At 58.2% G+C, this 17,452-nt stretch carries 11 protein-coding genes and 1 pseudogene; 8 read left to right on the top strand and 4 right to left on the bottom strand.

Annotated elements, in window-relative coordinates; all coding sequences use genetic code 11:
• Positions 1–48: 48 nt before the first annotated feature.
• On the bottom strand, positions 49–1,572 hold the full coding sequence (locus GJR96_RS16715) for a helix-turn-helix transcriptional regulator (protein ID WP_151164607.1): 1,524 nt from the start codon (positions 1,570–1,572) through the stop codon (positions 49–51).
• Between the two features lie 908 nt (positions 1,573–2,480).
• On the opposite strand from GJR96_RS16715, the gene GJR96_RS16710 reads away from it, so the two are divergent.
• A complete protein-coding gene (locus GJR96_RS16710; protein ID WP_151164605.1) occupies positions 2,481–2,912 on the top strand; it encodes a molybdopterin-dependent oxidoreductase in 432 nt (143 codons plus the stop codon).
• A 199-nt stretch (positions 2,913–3,111) separates the two neighbouring features.
• Positions 3,112–4,149: a sodium:calcium antiporter gene (locus GJR96_RS16705; protein ID WP_151164603.1), complete on the top strand. Its 1,038-nt coding sequence runs from the start codon at positions 3,112–3,114 to the stop codon at positions 4,147–4,149.
• A gap of 79 nt (positions 4,150–4,228) precedes the next feature.
• Here the strand turns inward: GJR96_RS16705 and GJR96_RS16700 are convergent, their stop codons facing one another.
• Positions 4,229–4,981: a pirin family protein gene (locus tag GJR96_RS16700; RefSeq protein ID WP_191965916.1), complete on the bottom strand. Its 753-nt coding sequence runs from the start codon at positions 4,979–4,981 to the stop codon at positions 4,229–4,231.
• 165 nt (positions 4,982–5,146) lie between these two features.
• Here GJR96_RS16700 and sod point away from each other — a divergent pair, with 165 nt between their 5' ends.
• The 4 genes from sod to GJR96_RS16680 all read left to right on the top strand — a co-directional run bounded on the left by sod (position 5,147) and on the right by GJR96_RS16680 (position 8,866).
• A complete protein-coding gene (gene sod, locus GJR96_RS16695) occupies positions 5,147–5,749 on the top strand; it encodes a superoxide dismutase (protein WP_151164601.1) in 603 nt (200 codons plus the stop codon).
• Positions 5,750–5,928: 179 nt separating this feature from the next.
• On the top strand, positions 5,929–6,606 hold the full coding sequence (locus GJR96_RS16690) for an MBL fold metallo-hydrolase (RefSeq protein WP_151164599.1): 678 nt from the start codon (positions 5,929–5,931) through the stop codon (positions 6,604–6,606).
• Positions 6,607–6,755: 149 nt separating this feature from the next.
• Positions 6,756–7,832, top strand: coding sequence for a 2,3-butanediol dehydrogenase (locus tag GJR96_RS16685; protein ID WP_151164598.1), 1,077 nt, complete (start codon positions 6,756–6,758; stop codon positions 7,830–7,832).
• Positions 7,833–7,987: 155 nt separating this feature from the next.
• Positions 7,988–8,866 carry a universal stress protein gene (locus tag GJR96_RS16680; RefSeq protein WP_151164597.1) on the top strand — a complete coding sequence of 293 codons (879 nt, stop codon included), beginning with the start codon at positions 7,988–7,990 and terminating at the stop codon, positions 8,864–8,866.
• Between the two features lie 373 nt (positions 8,867–9,239).
• Here the strand turns inward: GJR96_RS16680 and GJR96_RS16670 are convergent, their stop codons facing one another.
• Positions 9,240–10,460: a CBS domain-containing protein gene (locus GJR96_RS16670; protein WP_151164594.1), complete on the bottom strand. Its 1,221-nt coding sequence runs from the start codon at positions 10,458–10,460 to the stop codon at positions 9,240–9,242.
• 378 nt (positions 10,461–10,838) lie between these two features.
• Between GJR96_RS16670 and GJR96_RS18565 the strand changes: the two are divergent.
• Positions 10,839–10,979: pseudogene (locus GJR96_RS18565) on the top strand (DUF2267 domain-containing protein); the annotation flags it as partial.
• Between the two features lie 184 nt (positions 10,980–11,163).
• Here the strand turns inward: GJR96_RS18565 and GJR96_RS16660 are convergent.
• Entirely contained in the window at positions 11,164–13,884 is a 2,721-nt protein-coding gene (locus GJR96_RS16660; protein WP_151164592.1) for a cation-translocating P-type ATPase, read from the bottom strand.
• 190 nt (positions 13,885–14,074) lie between these two features.
• Here GJR96_RS16660 and GJR96_RS16655 point away from each other — a divergent pair, with 190 nt between their 5' ends.
• Entirely contained in the window at positions 14,075–17,410 is a 3,336-nt protein-coding gene (locus GJR96_RS16655) for an HsdM family class I SAM-dependent methyltransferase (protein ID WP_151164590.1), read from the top strand.
• The last annotated feature ends 42 nt before the right edge of the window (positions 17,411–17,452 follow it).

Genomic DNA, 17,452 nt, shown 5'->3' with positions numbered 1-17,452 from the left:
GGCAGAGAATATCGAAGGTACCTGAAAAGCCTGACTCTGGGGTGCGACTTAGATATCTTCGAACGGTGACTTCGCGTGTTCCGGGACGGCGTCTGGTCGAGTGACGAGGTTCTCGCGGCCGATGTTGATTTTCTTGATCTCTCCGTCGTCTGCCATCCGTGAGAGCACCCGGCTGACCTTCGATTTCGACCACCCGGTCCCTTCGACGACTGCGGACTGACGAAGTTGCCCATCGTGTTCGTCGAGGAGTTTGAAAACGTGGGCCTCGTCGCTGAGTGGTTGGTCGGCTTGCTCGTGTGCTGTCGATACCTGTCCTTGAGTCGGAGTCGACCCAGTGGGTGGTGTCTCTCCACCGTGTTCACCCTGACGGCCCGACACCCACTCTCTGCTCGGCAGACTTACCTTGCCACTTGCGAGGGCGACACCACCGCCGATGACGGCGAGAAGACCGATGAGGAGGATTGCCACCGTCGGTTGGACGCCGACACCGAGGGGATTGATACCAGAACCTGGTGCATCGTTCGGGTCGGTCCCGTTTTCGACTTCGGTACCATCGCCGATGCCGTCACCGTCTGTATCGCCCTGATTCGGGTTCGTATTGGTGACTGCCACTTCACGACCATCTTCGAGTCCGTCACCGTCGGTGTCGATTTCGGTGGGGTTGGTCTCGTACCGAGTCAATTCTTCGCTGTCCGTGAGACCATCACCGTCTGTGTCTACCGCTGTCGGACTCGTCTCGTAGATGTTCACTTCTGGCCCGTCTTCGAGACCATCTTCGTCAGTGTCGGCTACAGTCGGGTCTGTCTGGAACTGCTCGACTTCTTCGTTGTCGATGAGGCCGTCACCGTCGGTGTCTCCTTTCGTCGGGTCACTGCCGTACGTCGTCACTTCGACGCCGTCTTCGAGTCCGTCGCCGTCGGTGTCGACCTCAGTCGGGTTACTTCCATGTTCGTTCACTTCGACGCCGTCGCTGAGTTCGTCACCGTCGGTGTCTGTGTTCGTCGGGTCCGTCTCGAACCGGTTCACTTCGGCCCCATCTTCTAATCCATCGTTGTCGGTGTCGGCGACTCGGATGCTGGTCCCGTATTCGAGTTCTCGTTGGTTGCCGAGGCCGTCCCCGTCTGCGTCACCTTCGGCAGGGAGGACGACCAGTGGTCGACTCGCCGTCGCGAGTGCTTCGCCACCGGTTGCCGGCCGAACCTCGGCAGTGAGAACCTGCTCGCCCGTCGCATTCATCGGCCACTGTTCGACGTCTATCGTGACACGCTGTTCGCTCCCTGTCGCTTGCATCTGCGTGCACTCGAGAATCGTCGACTCAGAGCCTTCGGTTCCAATACAGAGGTCGTAGGTCCCCTGCTCGGCGGCAACGACGACGGTGATGCTCGCTGGTTGCCACGCTGTGACGTACGTCTGTTCGTTCTCAGACGCGACTACGCCTGGTCCTGCGTATTCGATGTCACGTATCTCTGCGCCGTCTACCGCCGCAGTGGCAACCGGAGTGACGCCTGCGGAGACGAGAAGGAACGCCACCAAGAGGGCGTACCCAGACCACGAGGCGTTTCGGAGAGACATGTGTTCGTTCTATGACTGTCGAATCTCTTGGAGTATAATGTTTTGTTTATTTGTCTGAGGGCCATTTTGAATAACTATTTAACATTCTTCCCAGTATTATATTCACATCTTCAATAATGTTTTTCGGTAGCTCCCGATCTCTCCAGCCCCGGACGAGAACTGCTATCTATCGACACTCGAATATATTTCAACGAACCTTAACTATAATGGGTAAATAATTTGTATTTTCGGTAGGGTCACGAGTTCGAGACGATTGAAAATCCGCAACTGAACCGAATTGAGTGGTGATTAGGATATCTAGTGTAATGTAATGTATTGGTAAGGATGGGCCAATAAACATTCTGTTAATCTAAATGAAACAGTCGAAACAGTCAGTCGAAACGGTTGTTGTCTGGAAAACTATCGGGACTACTCTCCCCCATTATCTACTCCTCTCGAATACGGGAGAATGCGATGTGCAACACAACAAACCGTCGTTCGCTCGGTGTAACCGCGACATCGGACGCGCTCGCGGGTTGCACAGACACTTGCGAGACAGGCCACGCAACCAACGAAACCACTAACGGAAGTTTCGAACCCGTGACCCCGGCTGACGCACCCCCCTCCAAGCCCTCCGCTGACGCAACCCCCTCCAACACTCCACACACGACAACCCTCCAAACCCTCCGCTGACGTATCCCTCCAAGCCCTCCGCTGACGTATCCCCCAAACCCCCCCGCTGACGCAACCCCCCAAACCCTCCGCTGACGCACACTCCCCTCCGCTGACGCACACTCCCTCCACCGCTCCACACACGACCCCTCCACTCCCCCGCTGACGCAACTTTCAGAACGCCTCCCTCGCAAGTCGTGCAACACGACTACTTGGCCGCAACTACTTACTGACTGGTGTCTATTATTACCGCAACAATGACCACGCCGGTACTCGTTCGAGGGCGCGAGAAGGCAGAACTCGACCAAGAGGAGATATCTGAACTCCCACACGTGACTCGAGACGTCGCAGTCACGTGCGCGTCCGGTCCACAGCACGAGTCCACGTGGGTCGGTGTCCCTCTGGAGTCCATCGTCGAGGTTGCCGGTTCTCCTTCGGAAACGACCCACCTCGCTGTCACCTCTGCTGACGACTGTCACGTCTACGTCGCTATCGGGGATGCGATGTCGGGTCTCTTGGCGGTCGAACGAGATGGTGAGGCGTTAGAAAACCCGCGACTGGTCGTGCCAGGGATCGGTGGAATGAGAACAGTGAAAGACGTCGTCGAAATTGAGGCAGTGTCGCTCTCCCCCGACACGGACCCACAGCAACTCGAGCGGCATCCGAAAATCGACGAATCGAAGCGATGAGTGGTGCGACATCTGGACGAACCCTCGTATGAAGTCTATTCACTGTATGGCACCTTCCGAACGACTCACTGGGCGAGGTACCTTCTGAACAAATCTACATCGAAGACTGAAGCGTCACACCCCTCGATACCAGCGTAAAACGACTGAAGCGTGAGACTCGGTGGCTTCTTCTATCAATTCACTGTATCGGAACCTACCAATGCCTCTCGGTGGTGTGCTCCCCGACTCTCCACTGTTCGATGTCGTTACGATTCTCGTTGCGAGCGGGTTGATTTGGTTTGGGAGTGGTTGGCTCGAAGAATCTGCCGAGAAACTCTCGGCTTATTACGGGCTTCCAGCGGTCGTTCAGGGGTCGGTCGTCGTCGCGGTCGGTTCGAGCTTTCCAGAGTTCACGAGCGTCGTCTTCACGGCCCTCAACGGTGCGTTCAACATGGGTGTCGGCGCAATCGTTGGCTCTGCTATCTTCAATATACTCGTGATTCCAGCACTCTCGGGGTTGGCTACCGAAGATGACCTCGAAGCTAGTCGTACAATCGTTTACAAGGAGGCGCAGTTCTACATGATTGCAGTCTCGGCACTCGTGGTCACGTTCGCCCTTGCGGTAATCTACGTGCCTGTCCCGGACGGCCCAGAACTTGCTGGGTTGATTACTCGCCCACTCGCATTGATTCCCTTGCTCCTGTATGGACTGTATCTGTTCATACAGTGGCAGGATGTCGGCGACTACGAGGGTGAGTTCGTCACCGATGGAATCACTGTAACTCGCCAATGGGGACGACTCGCCGTCGGACTACTCGTCATCCTCTTGGCGGTCGAACAACTGGTCGGGAGCGTCGAGTCACTCGGCCAGACCTTCGGAATCCCGGAGTTCCTCGCAGGAGTGACGATAATCGCTGCCGCGACGAGTCTCCCGGATATGATCGTCAGTGTCCGGTCTGCGCAGGACAACAGGGGTGCGACGAGTCTCGGAAACGTTCTCGGGTCGAACACGTTCGACCTGCTGGTCGCGATTCCTGTGGGTGTGCTCATCGTTGGGAGTGTCCCAGTCGACTTCGCGGTTGCAGTCCCGATGATGGGTGTCTTGACCCTCGCAACCGTGTTCCTGTTCGCTATCCTACGAACCGACCTTAGGCTGACGAGGCTCGAATCCTACGCACTCCTTCTCGCGTATATTCTGTTTATCTTCTGGGTGGTCGCCGAGACGATTGGCCTGACGAACGTGATAAAAGGAATCTGAGTGTCGGATGCGATTGGGATTCTCCTCGGATACTTCACGCTAACTCGTCCCAGAGGACTCCGCGTCCCGAACACTGGACTCACAGCACAAACGGTCCGCGCTGACGTATCGGTTCACCGTGTGGTCGGCCAGAAACGGCGACGAAGCGGAGTGCGTCGTTGGTGCGAATGTCGACTCTCTGTGCGTCGCGCACGGTGAACACGTCTCCACTTTCAAAGTGCTCTTCATCGACTGTTCCTGTCCCCGAGACACCGTAGAGGAACCCCGTCCACCCTTCGGAGATGTCCCACGTCCACGCGTCGTCGACGTGAACGTCCAGGTACTCCATCGGCGTTTCGAGTTCGATGGGAGACCCGTCCCCGATGACGGTCGTAACAGTCGCGCCGTCGACTTGCTCAGTCGGGAGTTCGTCACCGCTCGCGTCCGCGTAGTCCGGTTCGACAGTCTTGGCTTCACGGGGAAGGTTCACCCACAGTTGGAGGCCGTTACACGCCTCGCCACCGGCTGGAAACTCGGAATGGCGGATACCCCGCCCCGCCGTAATTCGCATCACGTCGCCTTCGGATGCGGTGTGAGAGACACCGAGTGAGTCTTCGTGGTCCATTCCACCGCCCAGCATGTACGAGACGATCTCGAACCCACGGTGCGGGTGCATCGGGAACCCAGTCTCCGGGTCGATGTAGAACCGCTCGAACAGGACAAATGGGTCGAGGTTTGAGGGGTAGTTGTTCGTCGGAAAGGCCCGATTCGAGTTGACTCCTGTTCCGTGGCGAACGTCCTCCCCAGAAATCGCCCCTGTACGCCGTGTGTCCGGTGTCTCGTCGAAATTCACGTGTAAACTTGGTACTGGCCACAATTAATCGGTGCGCTACCGGAAGTTGCTATTGGGGACTCATCTCCCTAGAATCACTGGTCAGGACATATCACTACGGCTACGTAAATCGAATTCAGGGAAGCTACATGTGCTTGCAGTGCAGTGTATCAGATGGAATTTCCAATGTCTGACTACGAACTCGACCCGCTTCCGTACGACTACGACGCACTCGAACCACACATCTCCGAACAAGTTCTCACCTGGCACCACGACACCCACCATCAGGGCTACGTCAACGGATGGAACGCGGCCGAAGAAACGCTGGCCGAAAACCGCGATGCGGGGGACTTCAGCTCCTCTGCAGGTGCGCTCCGCAACGTCACGCACAACGGCTCCGGTCACATTCTGCACGACCTCTTCTGGCAGAACATGTCCGCCGACGGTGGTGCTGAACCGGTGGGTGCGCTCGCGGACCGCATCGCGGAGGACTTCGGTTCCTACGAAGCTTGGAAGGGCGAGTTCGAGGCTGCTGCCGGCGCTGCCGGTGGCTGGGCGCTCCTCGTCTACGACTCGTTCTCGAACCAACTTCGCAACGTCGTAGTCGACAAGCACGACCAGGGCGCGCTCTGGGGCAGTCACCCCATCCTCGCCCTCGACGTCTGGGAACACTCCTACTACTACGATTACGGTCCGGCACGTGGCGACTTCGTCAGTGCGTTCTTCGAGGTCGTCGACTGGGACGAACCGTCGGCCCGCTACGAGCAGGCCGTCGAACTCTTCGAATAGCTCAGGTCGTCACCTCACGTCACGACTTCTCGTTGACCCGTACTCGTGGGCGCGGGTCACCGACTTCGGTTTTTTGGAACCGTCACACAGCGACCTCGGACATCTGATGAGCCGGAGAGTGGCTATCTTGTCGCCCAAACTGCGTCACGATTCAAGCGGATGGCCATCCATACAGTGACATGGAACTCACGACTGGTGTGTACGGTCTCCCACTCGACGTATCGCTCGGTGATCAGAAAATAACTCTTAGCCCTGTTGCAGTCGAGACGCGACACGGTGTTCTCCTCTTGGATGTCGGCCTTCCAGACGGACTCGACGACCTGTCTGCTGCACTGGCGGAGAATGGACTCGAAGTCGGCGACACGTGGGCAGTCGTCGTCACGCATCACGACTTCGACCACGCTGGGTGTCTCGCAGCAGTGGTCGACCACACCGACGCCGTCGTCTTCACCCACGAAGATGAAACGCCATACTTGGAAGGAGACATGGAACCACTCAAATCAGGCGGTGGGCAGTCGATACGACTCGAACCAACGACAGTCGACGTTCGACTGGCTGGCGGCGAAACCTTCGCAACCATCGCTGGTCCGATGAACGCTATTCACACCCCGGGCCACACGCCCGGACACACGTCGTACTACTTCCCCGAAGACCGACTACTCGTGGCAGGGGATGCACTCAACGTGGTAGAGGGGGAACTCGTCGGGCCACGAGAGGACGTGACTCTCGACTTCGAGATGGCGTGGGAGAGTGTCGAAGCAATCGCTTCCCTCGAAATCGAACACACATTTTGCTTCCATGGCGGGTACGTCGAGGTTGGAACCGAGCGAATAGACACGCTCCTCGACCAGCGCTAGTTGGAACTCTGTCTTGGAAAACAACGATACCCGTTGTCAGCAATCGTTCCGTGTCCCGTGACAGTGTTAATTTATTGAATAAAACGGTCAGATAATAGTTTGGTTCCTGCTAGAACATTTAATGCGAATAACAGCAATAATAAACTGTTATGCGAGCAGCGCTATACTACGACCGGAAAGATATCCGTGTCGAGGACGTCGAGGAAGATACCGTCGGACCAGGCCAAGTTCGAATCGAGGTTGATTCGTGCGGCATCTGTGGGTCTGACCTTCACGAGTACACTGCGGGACCGATTTTCGTCCCGCGGGACGAACCACACCCGCTCTCACAGGAGACGGCACCGATTCGGATGGGTCACGAGTACAGTGGGGTCATCACCGATGTTGGTGAGTCGGTGACGGACCTCGAAGCGGGCGACGCAGTAGCGATTAACCCAATCCTCAGTTGTGGCGAGTGCCGGCAGTGCCGAGAGGGGAATTACCACATCTGCGACTCGATAGGATTCCTCGGCCTCTCGGGGGGGAACGGAGGGTTCGCGCAGAGCGTCGTCGTCGACGAACATCACGCTGTTCCGCTCGGCGACGACGTGCCCGTCGAATACGGAGCGTTGGTCGAACCGTTGAGTGTCGGCTTACACGCAGTCCGTCGGTCTGGATTGCAGGCTGGTGACTCGGTCGCCGTCTTCGGGAGTGGCCCGATTGGGCTGGCAGTGATTCAAGCCGCCCGTGCGGCAGGTGCAGGCACCATCTACGTTTCCGAACCACGACAGGCGAGACGCGAACGTGCGGCGGACTGTGGTGCCGATGTACTCGTCGACCCATCGAGCACGAATGCTGTCGAGTACATCACCTCGAACACCGATGGTGGTGTCGACGTATCGTTCGAGGTTGCGGGTGTCGAAGCCTCGTTCAACGACGCCGTTCAAAGTACGCGTCCCAGCGGTACCACGACTGTCGTGAGTATCTGGGAAGAGGAGGCGAGCACGCACCTGAACAACGTCGTTCTCGGGGAGCGAACCGTGACCGGGACGCTCGCGTACCTCGGTGGACCTCGCTCTGACGAAGAGTACGGGATGGTCATCGAGATGCTCGGTGATGGCCGACTCGACCCCGACCCGTTCATCACCGACCGAATCGGCTTGGATGAACTCGTCGAAGAGGGGTTCGACCGACTCATCGACCCAGCGAGCGACCACGTCAAAATCCTAGTCAAACCGAACGAATAGTCGACTAGGGCTGTATCGCCGTCGGCTTCGGCCGCGTCGGTCTCTTTTTGAACTCCCGATAGTCGTCTCGGGTCCGCTCTCGAACTGACCACAATAATAGAATGACAGACAGTTGGTGAGTCTATTTGCCCCTCGCACTCCTACCGTGAACTGTGATGTACGACCAGATACTCGTCCCAATCGACGGGGGTGGTGGTGCCGAGGGGGCAATCGGCCGTGCTCTCGACTTCGCTCGTATCGAGGATGCGACTGTCCACGTCCTCCACGTGGTCGACACCAGTCCCGAACCGCCGACGTTGACCTCCGTGGACCGAACTGAAGTCCGGCAGTATTCTGAAAAGCGTGGCAGAGATGCGACACAGCGAGTCGCCACCCAAGCGACGAACCACGGAATCGAGACGGTTCGGACCGTCGCGGAAGGAATCCCTCACCGCGCCATTCTCGACTATTCACGTGAGAACGACATCGACCTCGTCGTGATGGGGACACACGGTGAGACCGGCCGCAGCGAATCTGGATTGGGAAGCACGACACAGCGTGTGGTGACGTTCTCGGATGTTCCCGTGTTGGCCGTGCGCCTCGATACAGAGACAGAGCTTTCACGTGATGGATACACGATGTACAATCACGTCGTCGTGCCGACGGACGGCAGCGACGCCGCGATGCGCGCAGCAGAACACGGGCTGGAAATTGCCGAGCGATACGGTGCACACGTCCACGTGGTGTACGTCGTCGATACGACGACGTATGGGTTCCAAGACGCGCCGCGGAGTATCGTAGGACTCCTCAAACGAGGCGGGGAACGGGCCGTCAACGAACTTGCAGCAGAAGCCCGAGACCGGAACCTCCCGGTGACGACTGATGTCCTCCGCGGCGTCCCCGAAGACGAGATTCTCGCGTATGCGACCGGGGTCGATACCGACGTCATCACGATGGGGACGCGTGGTCGAAGTGCGGGAACCGAACGATTCCTCGGAAGCACGACTGCCCGTCTTGTCGCCCGAGCAGAGATGGCAGTGCTGACGACGACGTGAGATGAGCATTCAGGGCATCTGCACTATCTGTGAAGCAACACCGGCCGAATATCAGTGTAGACGGTGCGGGGCGCTCGTTTGCACCGCTCACTACGACCGAGATGCCGGTCTCTGTACCGAGTGCGCAGCGGCGATTCGGCCTCCCGATGGCGAGGGAGTGCGGCGGTGACGCGGGGAAGCGTCGGGTCTGGACTCGACTGTCTCGATTGGTGCGTTTGGGGACCAGATGGTCGCGGATGTCGTCGGTGCACCGGCAGACCAGCGGCCGCTGTACATCTTCCCTGTCGGTGTGCGCGCGTGAATTCACCGGCAGCAGTCGCGCCTCAGTACGAGGCGCGTGTGGTCCTGCGGCCTGGCTATCTACCCACCTGAATTATTCTCCCTCCAGCATCCAGCCGAAGCGCTTCTCCCAGTACGCTTCGTCTTTTGGTTTCTTGCTTCGCCCTTGGGTTTTCTTGTCGCGTATCTGGCGTTCTAAGACCTCCCGTGCTTGGGTGATGGCGTGACTCGCACCGTATCCCTCGCCGGACGCGAGGTACAACCCCTGGTCAGTGTGCAGACGGATTCGTGCGAACAAGAGTGGTGTCCCACGAAGCTTCTCGTCGTGTTCGTGGAGGTGAATCTTCGCATCCAGAACGTTCATTCGCTGGTCTTTGTTCGCGAGTCGTTCGACCATGTCGACGATTTCGGCGTACGACATGTCGTCAAGCAGGTCAGTTCCGTAGACTTGGACGGCCTGATTGCCGCCTGCTTCCCACGTGAGTGAGTCGAGGATATCGGACTTCGTGACGATACCAAACGGGCTTCCATCCGTCGTAACCACGAGCGACGATACTCCATCGGTTAGCATCACCTCGACAGCAGTGTCGAGCGTAGCCGAGGGGTCGATGGTTCGTACTGGTTCAGTCATCACATCTCGGACCGGCAAGTCGAGCATCCGCTGGAGCTCACCTTCCCGGGCACCGAAGCCACCCCGGCGCGAACGACCGCCACTGCTCGAAATCCCTCCACCAAACGAGTCTGTGCCACTGATGTCGCCTCCCTTGCTCTTCTGTTCTGGCCGCACTGTGAGGCCCACCACGTCGTACAGACTGAGGATACCGACTGCTGTCTCGCCTTCGACGACCGGCAGGTGAGTAATTCGATTCTCGCGGAAGATGTGGAGCGCTTCACCGAACGTCGACGTCGGGTCGACGGTGACGACGTTCCTCGTCTGGACGTCTTCGACAGTCGCCACGTCGAGGAACGGGGTGACTGCACGGAGGATGTCGTCGGCGGTGACTACCCCCAGTAGTTCGCGCCCGTCGAATACTGGGAGGAACTTCGAATCACTGTCGAGCATGAGTTGTGCGACGTTTCGGACGTCCTCGTCGGGTGCGAGGTGGGGGACGTGCCAGACGAGCGATTTGAGTTTTTTCTCGGGTTGATGATGCGAGGTTGCGAGTTGCTTTCTCGTGACGATTCCTTCGAACTCGTCGCCGCGAACGACGACTCCCTGGACTGTGGGGTCTTCGAACGCGCCGACGAGTTTCGACACCTGTTCGTCTGGGGGCAATTCGACGTACTCTTTCGACACGATTTCGCTGATATCCATTGGTCTCCCTCGATTGTCGTCTCTGCTGTCTGCTCGCTGTCCATCCGCGCTGTTCGGTCGGTGTCGTCTAGTTCAACGCGTGGTGCCAAGTCTGTACCTATCGTTCTCACGAGCCACTTCCCAGATACGCAATCGCCTCCTCGTCGGAGACGTGGTCGAAGGTCCGATAGAACTAACCAACGGCCATGAAGTTACTCGGTGCTTTCAGACACACCACTTCGTCGGCCAACTCTTCGAGTTCGTGAATCGTGTCCGGTGGTCCGACGAGTATCCCGACAACGATGTGGCCTGCACCTTCATCTCGGACGTGTCGGATGCAGGCTCTGATGGTCGACCCCGTCGCGACACCATCGCCGACCCAGTGAGTGAACTCGTTCCCCGTCTGACTTCAGGTACCGTCGTGACCAACTTCCAGAGAGCGAAGACGACGAGAACTGAGGTCAACTGTTCGAGGTTATCGACACCGGCGGGTGGAACGAAGGGATGGAGGCTACGACCGGTGGCGGGCCGCAGTTGTAGACCACTCCTTACTTTCACAACCTAGTGGTATCCGACGGACCACGCCGTTGCGAACACAGTTCGATACCGGTGGGGTGGCAGAGTGGACAAATGCGCCTGCTTGGAACGCAGGTGGCCGAGAGGCCTCGTCGGTTCGAATTCGCACACAGGCGCTACCGACCGAACCGCCGACGACGCCCGAGAACTACAACACTCGGTCGTAGACGAGGGATATCACGTAGTTCGTGACTAAGACGGCGAGGACGCCGACAGTGATGTAGCCCCACTCTCTGAGGCCGAGTCCGTATACACCGAAGAGTCCAGCAAGCGGTGTGTACAGCACGAGAAGTTGGAGCACCAGCGAGGTTATGACTGCACCGACCAGCCACGTATTCGAGAGGAGACGCTGGCCGAACCGCCGCCGGATGACCTGAATGATTCCCATCTCTGCGACCACGAAGAACGTGAACAGCAGTGTTTGAGCGCTCACTATCGACTCTGTGGTTCCCAACGTCTGGAAGAAGAGGACCAACCCAGTGATGGTCGTGGTCACACCGATAGTGAGGATAGACATGACGACTCGCGTGTCGATGACGGACTCGTCTGTACTTCGAGGGTCGCGTTCGAGGACGTTCGGTGCCTTCGGGTCGACGCCGAGTGCGAGCGCTGGGAGGCCGTCGGTGACGAGGTTAATCCAGAGCAACATCACTGGCGTCAGGATGAGTGCTTCCGACTGCGCCGCAAAGAGCTCGGGGAAGAGTGCGCTCCCGATGAGTACGCCTACGAAGACGGTGAGTACTTCGCCAGCGTTCGCCGAGAGCAGCAGATTGACGAACTTCCTGATGTTGTCGAAGATACCTCGTCCCTCTGCGATTGCGTCCCGAATCGTGACGAAGTTGTCGTCCTGCAGTACCATGTCAGACGCTGCTTTCGTGACGTCCGTCCCGCGGATTCCCATCGAGATTCCCACGTCGGCATTCCGGACGCCCGGTGCGTCGTTCACACCGTCGCCTGTCATGGCAACTCGGTGTCCGTTCGACTGAAGCGCTTTGAGGACCCGGACCTTGTGGTCGGGTGCAGCACGAGCGAATATCTCGACGTCTTCGACGGCGTCGCGCAGTTCCGTGTCGCTCATCTTCTCTACGTCGGTCCCTGTCAGAGCACCCTCGGGGTCGAACCCGATTTGGGCACCGATAGCCTTCGCAGTCTGGAGGTTGTCGCCGGTCGCCATGACGACACGGATTCCGGCGTCTCGGCAGTCAGAGACCGCTCGGTCGACTTCCTCGCGAGGCACGTCTATCATGCCCTGCAACCCGAGGAAGACGAGATCCTCTTCGAGCGCGGTCTCGTCGCTGTCAGGGTCGTCGACCGATTTCTTGGCGAACCCGAGAACACGGAGTGCATCCCCAGCGAATGCTTCGGTCTTTTCGAGGATTTCTGCGCGTTTTTCGTCTGTCAACTCCCGAACTTCGCCGTCGACGGCTACACGATTACACCGCTCTAGGACTGTTTCTGGAGCACCCTTCGTATACGCGGTGTGCACCTCGCCTTCCGCGACCAAGACGGTCATCCGCTTTCGTTCTGAGGAGAAGGGTATCTCGCGGACCCGTTCAGCGTCGTGCTCGATGCCGGCCTTTTTCGCAGACACGAGTAACGCAACCTCTGTCGGGTCGCCGTAGTATTCTCTGTCCTCAGATGCTGGGGCTTTCTCAGCGTTGTTGCAGAGCAACCCGCACCGCAACACGGGGTCGAGTACGTCTGGGTCGACGTGCGTTTCGTCGTGCAAGAATTCGCCCTCGGTGTCGAGGCCGGTACCCGTCACCTCGTACACGTCGGACCCGAACGCGACGCGCGTGACAGTCATCTGGTTTTCGGTCAACGTTCCGGTCTTGTCGGTGAGAATCACGTCGACAGAACCGAGGCTCTCGACGACTGGAAGACGACGGACGAGTGCGTTTTTGTCGACCATCTTCCGTGCGCCAATCGCCAGTGTCAACGTCACCACGGCGGGCAGACCCTCTGGGACGGCGGCCACAGCGAGTGTGATGGCCGTCAACAGAACGGCGATGGTACTCGCTTGCGTGAAGAGTAACTGCACGACGACGACGAGGGCGATTAGTCCCACGATACCGTAGCCGATTCGACGCCCGAGTTCGTCCACCTCTTCTTGGAAGGGTGTCTGGCCCTCGTCTGCTTCGTGAATCTGCGTCGCGATTCCTCCAACTTCGGTACGCATCCCCGTCTCGACGACGACGGCTTTGCCCCGGCCTTTGACCGCGTCCGTATTCATGTAGACCATGTTCGATCGTTCGGCCAACGGTGTCTCCGAATCGAGTGCGTCTGTGGTCTTGCTGACGCCGGCGCTCTCACCTGTCAACGGCGCTTCCAACGTCTCGAGGTTCGTAACCTCGATAAGTCGAGCATCTGCTGGAATCGCGCTACCCTGTTCTATGACGACCACGTCACCGGGAACGACGTTTTCCGCGGCGACGGTTCGCTTCTCACCGTCTCGTAACACCGTCGCGTCTGGAGACGATAGTTCCCGTAACTCCTCCATGGCCTTCTCGGCACGGTAGTCTTGGACGAACCCGAATATCCCGTTTCCAAGCAATATCACGAGAATGAGGCCTGCATCGACGTAGTTGGGTTCTTCTCCGGGGAGTAGACCGACCGCCAACGAGAGGCCAGCGGCGAAAAACAAGAGGTAGATGAGGAAGTCTTCGAACTGGGAAATGAAGATTTCGAGGGGTGAAATCTCGTCTTCTCTCTGGATTTCGTTCGGCCCGTACTCTGTGAGTCGGTTCGCTGCTTCTGTCTGTGACAGGCCCTCCTCGTCTGTTTCGAGTTCCGCGAGTGTCTGGTCGACCGAGCGTGTGTGCCACTTCTGCTTGTCCGTGGAACGTCGGTTTTGTATGGCGGAACTCATATTCTCGGGTGACGATACTGTCACTGTTTCGTTTCAGACGACTTTAAAATTAGCACTTACTGACACGAACTCGATTGACACGATGCCCCGCCAATAACGTCAACCAGCCTAACGTTTACGCTTCTCGAGAGTCATTACCAACCATGGCTGGTTGCAGCATCGGTGGGGACTCGTCTCCGCTCTTCCACTCATGAACGACGACAGGACAGAAGAGATACGCCACCTGCTCGACGACGAACTGTCGCTGGACGAGTTTACCGGGTGCGACCAGTCTCCAGAGACCGGTGCGGCGGCCTTCTTTCACCACCTCTTCGTTCACGTACTCGGATTCGAGGCGTCGGCATCATCGCAGGGTTGCTCCGGGTGGGTGGAACTCGAAAGGAAGTCGCTATCGGACGTATCTGAGGAGGTGTCTGCCCGATTACTCGCACGGGCGGGCGACTTCCGTGTTCTCTACGTCGAACTCCCGGCGCTGACTCGCACTGCAGAACGAGACTTCGTTCAGCGTCTCACACACACTGGTCTTGGGATGGACTGGGCTACCGAAGGCACGTTCATCGCTGTCTTTCACGCCCCCGATAGCACCGTTTGGCACCTCGTCACACCGTTCCGAACGGGTGTCGACGACGGCAGAACTGGCCGTCCAGTTCTTCGACGCTATACACTCGGCGAAGGACAGACACACCACCACGTCTCGGATGCACTGGCGAAAATCGGAGTGCACGATGGGCAACTCGCTGACCGTATCGACGAGGCCTTTCAGGTCGACACTCTCACCGAGGAGTTCTACGACGACTACAAGTGGGCGTTCGAGACGCTTTCGGACGACATTCGTGAGAGCGGCGTCGATACCGAAGACGTCCACCAGTACGCCCACGTCACGCTCACCCGATTGCTGTGTTTCTACTATCTTCAACGGCGAGGCTGGACAGGTGGACGAACGGACTTTGTTCGCTGGTTCCACGACAAGTATCGGGCGTCCGGCGAGGACGAGCAGTTTCACGAAACGTGGCTCTCGGCACTGTTCTTTTGTGAATCGGACCTCCCGGAAGGTACGTCTCCATTCACGTCCCTCCCGGACGAAGTTGAGGCGGCCCTCACCGACTGTCCACCGATGAACGACGGACTCTTCCAGCCGACAGATGCCGACCGGAGTGAGTGGTACTTCTCCGATTCTGCACTGGCCTCGGTCATCTTCGACTTCCTCGAACAGTATAACTACACCATCTCCGAAGCGAGTTCGTACGACGTCGACGTCGCAGTCGACCCCTCGATGCTCGGGAAGATTTACGAATCGTTCATCACCGAAGAAGACCGCGACGAGGCGGGTATCTTCTACACACCGCGTGTCGAAGTCGACTTGATGTGCCGGCTAGCCCTCTACGAGCAGTTCTGTGACCAGATGGGCCCGCTCGAAACTGCACGTAAGCGGGCACTCGTCGCGTTTCTCTTCAGTACGCCGAACGAGTGGGACCGAACGAAAAGCGACTTCGACGACGAACTCGAAGGAATCCTTCGGAATCTCCGTATCGTGGACCCTGCGTGTGGGAGCGGTGCGTACCTCGTCGGAATGGGACAGGTACTGACTGAACTCTTCGAGAAGGTGGGTCGGACTGTCGACGCCGAGCAGAAATCCCAGATTCTCGACGGAGCTCTCTACGGTGCCGATATCAAACCGTGGGCCGTTCGTGTCGCGGCGTTCCGATTGTGGCTCTGGTTCGCCGAAAACGAATCCGAAATCCCAACTGAGGGGTCTGCACCCTTCGACTTCTCGTTCAACCTCTACACGGGGGACAGCGTCGTCGGTCGGGAAGGAGACGGCCTCGATGCCGTACGGGAAGGTGGATTCGACGTCGTGATAACGAATCCACCATACGTCGACCATCAGCACATCGCCCAACAGAACCGCACACAGTCAGGTGCAGGTCAGATGCTCCCTGCCGACGTTCGTTCGAGTAAGGCGGCGTACAAGACTGCCCTCGTGACCTACGTGCAGGAGACGTTCGGAATCAAGCCGTACCGAAGCAGCGATTTGTACCTCTACTTCTTCTTCAGAGCAATCGACCTGCTTCGTGATGGTGGGACGTTGCTGTTCCTCACGTCCAACACGTGGCTGGACACCGCGTACGGAAAGCGACTCCAGCAAGGGTTGCTCGAACTCACCGATATCGAGTGTATCGTGGACAATCGGAAGAAGCGAAGCTTCGCTGGGGCGAGTATCAATACTGCCCTCACCGTCGCAAATCGAACGTCACAACGGTCACTAGCTGGCGACGTCAAATTCGTTGCACTGAGTGAACCGTACGAACGTGTGGTCTCTCCACCGACGATGGCCGACATCCTCGTCGACAGTTGGGAAGACGATAGAACAGACGAGTTTGCACTTGGGAGCGAACGGGGACGCATTCGACGATTCGACGCTGGCCGCGTCGTTTGGCTCGAAGAATCTGCGCTCTGGCGACTTGGTGGAGGAACGACACAGCACCGTCGGGAGCGAGAAACGGAGTCGTCCCCTGCGTCCACACCTGCACTCCCGGGTGGAACCTACACGGGGAACTCGTGGGGTCAATTCCTCCGTGCTCCGTCGGCGTACTTCGACGTCTTGGAAGCAGGTGCAGATATCTTCACGCCGCTTTCGACGATTGCCTCGGTCGGTTCGTATCTGAACACCGGGGGTGCAGATGGGTTCTTTTTTGTCGCACTGGAAGAAGGCGACCCACGGACTGACCGACACGTGACGATTCGGAACCGAGAGACAGACGAGACGTTCACCGTCGAGTCAGCGTTCGTCGTCCCGTTCGTCGAATCCCCTCAGCAAGTCACCAACATCGACCTCTCGAACGACGAGTTCGAGAGCTATCTCGTCTCGATTCCGCGGGGAACGGACCTCTCGGACACGCACGTTCGGCGGTACATCGCGTGGGGTGAACGCCGGGGGACGTATCACACTGCGTCGGGTCGACGAGGGAAACGCGAGTGGTGGGCGATTGGAACACGTGGCGAGACGAATACGAACGTCGTCTGGCCGAATCGGCAGCACAACCGGCACTTCGTCGCCTACAATCCGAACCGGACGGTGACCCATCGGTTCTACCGACTCGACCCCCACGACGGCGTAGACGTGACTTCCGAAGAGTTAGCGGCACTGTTGAACTTCTCACCAACAGCACTCTTCACAGAGGTACTGGCGAGCACTGGACTCGGGTTAGGTGTCCTCGACGTCACTGGGAGAACTCTAGACCAAATTCCCGTTGTCGACCCTGCCAAGCTTTCGGAATCGAGTCTGGAGACCATTCGTAGTGCCTTCCGTCGGATGGCCAACCGACCCATGGGTTCGCTACACGACGAACTCGGTGCCACCACGGCGGAGCAGTTCGACCTCGACGCAGTCGTCTCCGACCGTCGCGCGATAGACTGCGAACTGTTCGAACCGTACCTCGATGTGGCCCCCAGTGAACAGGTTCCTCTCTACCGCGCGATTCTGGAGACGGTCAATACTCGAATTACCAAGTCTCGGAGTCTGTGAGTCAACACGACGCGAATGGAAGTGCCGATGGAAGACGACGTT

Origin of the sequence: Haloferax litoreum (assembly GCF_009674605.1) — an archaeon.
GTDB lineage: Archaea > Halobacteriota > Halobacteria > Halobacteriales > Haloferacaceae > Haloferax > Haloferax litoreum.
This window is presented reverse-complemented; position numbering and strand designations above follow the sequence as displayed.

What these genes read in the sequence shown, in the direction of transcription:
- GJR96_RS16715 (WP_151164607.1), bottom strand. Translation starts at nt 1,572, where the DNA reads ATGTCTCTCCGAAACGCCTCGTGGTCTGGGTACGCCCTCTTGGTGGCG.
- GJR96_RS16710 (WP_151164605.1), top strand. Translation starts at nt 2,481, where the DNA reads ATGACCACGCCGGTACTCGTTCGAGGGCGCGAGAAGGCAGAACTCGAC.
- GJR96_RS16705 (WP_151164603.1), top strand. Translation starts at nt 3,112, where the DNA reads ATGCCTCTCGGTGGTGTGCTCCCCGACTCTCCACTGTTCGATGTCGTT.
- sod (WP_151164601.1), top strand. Translation starts at nt 5,147, where the DNA reads ATGTCTGACTACGAACTCGACCCGCTTCCGTACGACTACGACGCACTC.
- GJR96_RS16690 (WP_151164599.1), top strand. Translation starts at nt 5,929, where the DNA reads ATGGAACTCACGACTGGTGTGTACGGTCTCCCACTCGACGTATCGCTC.
- GJR96_RS16685 (WP_151164598.1), top strand. Translation starts at nt 6,756, where the DNA reads ATGCGAGCAGCGCTATACTACGACCGGAAAGATATCCGTGTCGAGGAC.
- GJR96_RS16680 (WP_151164597.1), top strand. Translation starts at nt 7,988, where the DNA reads ATGTACGACCAGATACTCGTCCCAATCGACGGGGGTGGTGGTGCCGAG.
- GJR96_RS16670 (WP_151164594.1), bottom strand. Translation starts at nt 10,460, where the DNA reads ATGGATATCAGCGAAATCGTGTCGAAAGAGTACGTCGAATTGCCCCCA.
- GJR96_RS16660 (WP_151164592.1), bottom strand. Translation starts at nt 13,884, where the DNA reads ATGAGTTCCGCCATACAAAACCGACGTTCCACGGACAAGCAGAAGTGG.
- GJR96_RS16655 (WP_151164590.1), top strand. Translation starts at nt 14,075, where the DNA reads ATGAACGACGACAGGACAGAAGAGATACGCCACCTGCTCGACGACGAA.